The organism is Microcystis sp. LE19-41.2A (assembly GCF_027530405.1).
In the GTDB taxonomy this organism is placed as follows: domain Bacteria; phylum Cyanobacteriota; class Cyanobacteriia; order Cyanobacteriales; family Microcystaceae; genus Microcystis; species Microcystis aeruginosa.
The window spans coordinates 1-4930 of record NZ_JAPZQJ010000485.1 but is presented as its reverse complement, the minus strand read 5'-3'; the positions used below and the strand labels follow the sequence as shown (position 1 = coordinate 4930).

The following is a 4930-nucleotide window of genomic DNA, read 5'->3' as shown; positions in this document are numbered from 1 at the left end:
ATTGTGAAAACTACCATCTAAGTGGGTGGGTGGAATTAAATATAAGATGAACGTAGGTTGGGTTGAAGCATGAAACCCAACGCCCGCATGGGTTACGCTACCGCTAACCCATCCTACAAATAATTGTGCCTCCCTACTTATTACCTCGAGTCGTGACTCTTTTTCGACAGAACAATGCCCTGACTTCCCCCAGGTCAAATTTATAAACTTTTGCTGATGAAAACAACCAAATCTTAGAATTGAGAAATAAAATGGAGGTTCTCCAGCAACAGAAGCGGTAAAAGCCATCAATCAATCAAAAAACAAGTCACCAGTTTAATTAATAATTCCTCGGTTATTTTTGCGAGCAGTCTAAGCACATTAACAAAAACTAGATTTTCAGAGCTGCCATGAATTTTCTGCCAAAAATCCTTTTACTGGGTCTAATTAGCTCCTCTGGGCTGGGAATCGTTTCCCCGGTCTCAGCAGAAACTCCCGCAAAAATTGAACCCAAGGCCCTAGCAATTCTCAAGCAAATGAGCGATCGCTTAAGTGCCGCTCGTTCCCTGGCCTTTACCGCCACTATCACCTACGAGAGTCCCAGTCGTATCGGCCCACCTCTGGTGTACACAACGATCGCCGATGTCACCCTGGAACGGCCCAATAAGCTCAGGGTGATTAGTCCGGGAGACGGTCAGGCTAACCAATTCTACTACGATGGCAAAACTATTACCGCCTATTTGCCAACGGAAAATCTGGTGGCTGTCACCAAAGCTCCTAACAATCTCGATGCCGCTTTAAAATTGGCTTACGATGCCGCCGCCATCTATTTCCCCTTTACCGATATCATCGTTGCCGATCCCTACCAAGATATCGCCCCCGGTTTGACCTATGCCTTCTTGATCGGACAATCGCAAGTGGTGGGAGGAACCACCACCAAGATGATAGCGATCGCTAATAACAAAATTTTTGCCCAATTGTGGATCGGGGTCGAAGATAAACTGCCGCGCATGATCCGCGCCGTCTATCGCGACGATCCCGCTCGTCTTCGTCATCAGGTAGCCTTTGATAACTGGCAACTCGATATTCCGATCGCTCCGAACACCTTTACCTTTACTAATAGCAATCAAGCTAAACCGATTCCTTTCGCTCGTCCCGAACCCCCGGCTTTAGCTCCCTCTCCCCAACCTTAAATATCTGGAGGATTTCGCTGATGAAAAATCTCGTTTTTGGTGTCATGGGTTTTCTAACCACTATACTGCTTGCTTCCTCACCGGCCGCCGCTTGGTTCCATGCCGGGGGAGGTTCTTGGAGTGCCTCCGGTTTTCGCGGTACCGCCTCCGGGGGTGATGGTTCTTGGAGTGCCTCCGGCTATCGGGGTGGCTCGGCCTCCGGTGGTGACGGTTCTTGGAGTGGGACGGGATTCCGTGGCACCACTGCCTCCGGGGACGATGGTTCTTGGGGTGTCAACGGCTATCGGGGTGGCTCGGCCTCCGGTGGGGACGGTTCTTGGAGCGGTACTACCCCCTACGGAACCTCAGTTTATGGCTATCACGGCACCTACTACGGCGGCACCTACGCCACCTATCATCCGCCCACCGTTGTCAATAGTTACTACGGTGCGGGCTGTTATAACTGCGGTGGTTGGGCCGCGGCCGGAGCGGCGGCCACCACGGGAGTCGCCCTCGGCGCAACGGCTGCCACTGCCAATCAAGCGGAATCCTACAATGCGGGCTTTGCGGCGGGCAGTGCCTACGCCCTCGGAGCGATCTATACTAACCTCCCAGGGGGATGCGTTTATAACCCAGTTGGTACAAGCACTTATTACCGCTGCGGTACGGCTTGGTTAAGTCCCGCCTACGGTGCTAACGGGGTTTACTATCGGGTCGTGACCGCACCTTTTTAAAGATTTATTAGCCTTGAATATCCCATGAGAAAACCTAACCGACATTTTTCCCTCGCTTTCCTTGTTAGTTCTCTCGCTCTCCTCGCTACAGGGAATCTGACTCTAAGTCAAACAGGTAATTCGATCGCTCAAGACCAAAACGCCGCTTTGCAAGCCGTCGCCAAGATGACCGAGGGACAGCGCACCTATTATCAGAATAACGGTAATTTTCGAGCGAAAGTTGACAATGTTCAAGATGATTTCGGGGTTACTTTGCCGAAAACCTTTGATTATGCCATTCGCACCACTTCCGAGGCCGCCTATAGCTACGTTATCCCCGCTCGCTCAACCGTCAGCAATCAGCTAAAAGCTTATGTGGGTGCGGCTTTTATCACTCCTAACCAAGACCCGAAAATCACGACGATTATCTGTCAGAATACCAATCCCGGTCAGACGCGTCCGGCGGATCCGTGAGGATCGATTTCAATACAAGCTAATACCTCAAAGCCAGCTTGACGAACACCAATATCCATACCGCCTGCACCCGAAAAAAGAGATAGAGCAGAAAACATAGTAATCAAGGGTCAATAATCAAAGCAACATTGACATAGATAACTTGTGACTGATGCCCAAACGGTTCTAGAGTAAACTTATAATCATGAGCCACGTGAGATCTACCTTCATCTAGAGAACAGCTACATTCAGTCACAATTGACGACAGTTTGTCTGGAGGCAATATAGCGCAACGTGTTCCCTCCTTGATGTTGAATGACAACTCGGTATCGGTATAATTACCGAATTCAACTCGGACTGGGAGACAAACATAATGTGGATTGGAAACTTCAGAAATCATCGACTTGCCTTCGGGTAGTTCACAAGATTGTTGAGAACTTTGATCAAAAGTTGTTTCTGTTTGAGTCCCAGTCATTGCCTTGGCTCTTTGACTTTCTAGACCTCTTATAGGTAATCGGATACCACCAACCCTAACCCATCCGTTTTCTCTTATAATACCTCTTCTACGGGGAGGTTTCTGTGAGCCGTAATGACATCGCATTTCAATTTCATCAATAGCTTCCTTTACTTTTTTAACCAATTCATCCTTCTCGAATATCAACTCTGCTGCTAACAAAAATTTAGGTCTGGTAGGAGAGATAACCAGCTTACCTTCGGATACATATCGATCAAAAGATTCATGAGAACTCATTTCTGTGCTATTCATAGTTATTGCCCCAGTTCTTGCAATTTTTTGACACCAATGTACTCTTCAACAGGATTTATCTCGCGGAACGGCTCAACAGAAGCTTGTAGGATATATCCGCCAGTTTGAGCAGGAACGCCAATATCAACGGGTCTTAATTTGGATTCAGGCGTGTTTGGAGGAGGCGACTCTACAGAAGATACAATCTCTCTTTCCTGAGTGAAAAGATTAAGAGTAAAGCGCACACCCTGAATTAATTTTCCTACCTCATCTACTAGCCCAATAAACGCCCGTATAATCTTCTCTGGTTCATACAAGAAGCAATCGTTGAGTACCATCAACAAACTTTTACCTTCAGTTATCTGATAACGATTGTTAGCATGGCAAAGCAAATTCTCAAGGTAGGCGTGAGCGTTTTTATCGTTAAAAATTGAACCGTGAGGCTGGGATACAGGACATATCTGGTTTGGGTTTCGGTAAAATATAGCACTGTCTTCAGGCACAGTTTTATCGCCATTCCTGTTTCTAAAATAACTTGCTAAATTCCATCGATTAGAATCGTCACGAGGGACAGTTATTTGCATGAGCGTATGCTGTCCATATCCGTAGACACTGTAAATAGTTGGCAACCGTCCTGACGAATTTGAACGAGCTTTTGTGAGCCTATCGTGGAATATCTTGGCATTGCTTACTAAACTTCCGTATTGGGACTGTTCAGATTTAGTTCCGAGCCAGTCTAACTCCTTAAATATATCAACCGGACTCATGTGGTCGTCCTGAATATAAACTTCCTTTGAGCCAAGAGTTGGGAGTAGTTGATAAGCTGAAGGAAAAGTTTTGAGACATTTAAGCGTCTCTTGACGGCGGAACCCCCCCGGAAAAACACAAGCTCCCTTCAAGAGTGACTCTAAAGCATTAGGACTTCCTCTATGGGGCGTACCCAACGCGATAATTTTATCGACATACTGATGCGCTTCGAGACAATCTGTACAATAGCGAGCGATCAGTCCTCCCATGCTATGGGCTACAATTGTCAACTTCTTCCCTAACTGGTCATAACGCTCACCGATATATTCTTTTAATTTCTCGGCTGAGACTGCACAATCCTGTCGCCAGTCGTAGCAAAAAAAGAAAAGATCCTTATCCCGGGCATAACTGAGATTCTTACACAGGAATGTTTCAATTTCTCCGTAAAAACTTGTCTGAAAAGGACAAAAGATAACAATTTTGTCAATAACTTCTGTGGCTTCTATGAGGTCGGTGTCTCTATCTGGAAGTGAAATCTTTTGCAGATCACCGAACATTGTCTCCAAGTTACCCCAGACGACTTTGCCAGTGTTCCGGTTACGCAGTCTTGAGCCGCCGATTCCAGGGACGAAGATGACCGGACTACAATTCCTACTCATACTCTGTACTCATCCTCTGTCGGTCTAGTGATGTTAGAAGCGGCTAAATAGGATCGGTACAACAACCTCCCACAGAACCTAGCTTAATTATCCCACCATAGCCAAGGGTAAAACATTAAATTTTAATGTAATGCCAATTCGGAACCCCAGTGCGACCGCTGATCTTGTAGGTTGGGTTGAGGTGACGAAACCCAACACTACCTTTTTCCCAAATTACCACCCAATATCTGAGTTATAATCAATACCATCCATTCTACACCTTAATCAAATAACTTAACTTAAGTGGGTGGGTGGAATTAAATATAAGATGAACGTAGGTTAGGTTGAAGCATGAAACCCAACTCCCGCATGGGTTACGCTACCGCTAACCCATCCTACAAAGAATTGTGCCTCCCTACTTAAATGAATAGCTACCAAAGGGTGAGAAAGGAACAACAAACTCTCAATAAATGAAGTCTCCCT

At 46.3% G+C, this 4930-nt stretch carries 6 protein-coding genes and 1 pseudogene; 3 read left to right on the top strand and 4 right to left on the bottom strand.

Annotated features, from left to right (window positions below):
* A pseudogene (locus O9290_RS20565) lies at positions 1 to 288 on the bottom strand (hypothetical protein); the annotation flags it as partial.
* A gap of 101 nt (positions 289 to 389) precedes the next feature.
* On the opposite strand from O9290_RS20565, the gene O9290_RS20560 reads away from it, so the two are divergent.
* The 3 genes from O9290_RS20560 to O9290_RS20550 are packed head-to-tail and all read left to right on the top strand — an operon-like array spanning position 390 to position 2338.
* Complete coding sequence (locus tag O9290_RS20560) at positions 390 to 1172, top strand: DUF2092 domain-containing protein (protein WP_190359667.1); 783 nt, start codon at positions 390 to 392, stop codon at positions 1170 to 1172.
* 20 nt (positions 1173 to 1192) lie between these two features.
* The gene (locus tag O9290_RS20555) at positions 1193 to 1885 is read left to right on the top strand and encodes an RNA-binding protein (protein ID WP_190359668.1); all 693 of its coding nucleotides are present in this window, start codon (positions 1193 to 1195) and stop codon (positions 1883 to 1885) included.
* 24 nt (positions 1886 to 1909) lie between these two features.
* The gene (locus tag O9290_RS20550) at positions 1910 to 2338 is read left to right on the top strand and encodes a type IV pilin-like G/H family protein (RefSeq protein ID WP_002760895.1); all 429 of its coding nucleotides are present in this window, start codon (positions 1910 to 1912) and stop codon (positions 2336 to 2338) included.
* On the opposite strand, the gene O9290_RS20545 is transcribed toward O9290_RS20550, so the two are convergent.
* The 3 genes from O9290_RS20545 to O9290_RS20535 are packed head-to-tail and all read right to left on the bottom strand — an operon-like array spanning position 2314 to position 4468.
* Positions 2314 to 2397: a hypothetical protein gene (locus tag O9290_RS20545; protein WP_288028167.1), complete on the bottom strand. Its 84-nt coding sequence runs from the start codon at positions 2395 to 2397 to the stop codon at positions 2314 to 2316. The two genes, O9290_RS20550 and O9290_RS20545, sit on opposite strands and share 25 nt — an antisense overlap.
* A 44-nt stretch (positions 2398 to 2441) precedes the next feature.
* Positions 2442 to 3083: a hypothetical protein gene (locus tag O9290_RS20540; RefSeq protein ID WP_288057723.1), complete on the bottom strand. Its 642-nt coding sequence runs from the start codon at positions 3081 to 3083 to the stop codon at positions 2442 to 2444.
* Positions 3084 to 3085: 2 nt separating this feature from the next.
* The gene (locus O9290_RS20535) at positions 3086 to 4468 is read right to left on the bottom strand and encodes a lipase/acyltransferase domain-containing protein (protein WP_288057725.1); all 1383 of its coding nucleotides are present in this window, start codon (positions 4466 to 4468) and stop codon (positions 3086 to 3088) included.
* Positions 4469 to 4930 lie beyond the last annotated feature (462 nt).

Excerpts from the sequence above, each read along its gene's own strand:
- O9290_RS20535 (WP_288057725.1), bottom strand. The coding sequence starts at position 4,468 with ATGAGTAGGAATTGTAGTCCGGTCATCTTCGTCCCTGGAATCGGCGGC.
- O9290_RS20540 (WP_288057723.1), bottom strand. The coding sequence starts at position 3,083 with ATGAATAGCACAGAAATGAGTTCTCATGAATCTTTTGATCGATATGTA.
- O9290_RS20560 (WP_190359667.1), top strand. The coding sequence starts at position 390 with ATGAATTTTCTGCCAAAAATCCTTTTACTGGGTCTAATTAGCTCCTCT.
- O9290_RS20550 (WP_002760895.1), top strand. The coding sequence starts at position 1,910 with ATGAGAAAACCTAACCGACATTTTTCCCTCGCTTTCCTTGTTAGTTCT.
- O9290_RS20545 (WP_288028167.1), bottom strand. The coding sequence starts at position 2,397 with ATGGATATTGGTGTTCGTCAAGCTGGCTTTGAGGTATTAGCTTGTATT.
- O9290_RS20555 (WP_190359668.1), top strand. The coding sequence starts at position 1,193 with ATGAAAAATCTCGTTTTTGGTGTCATGGGTTTTCTAACCACTATACTG.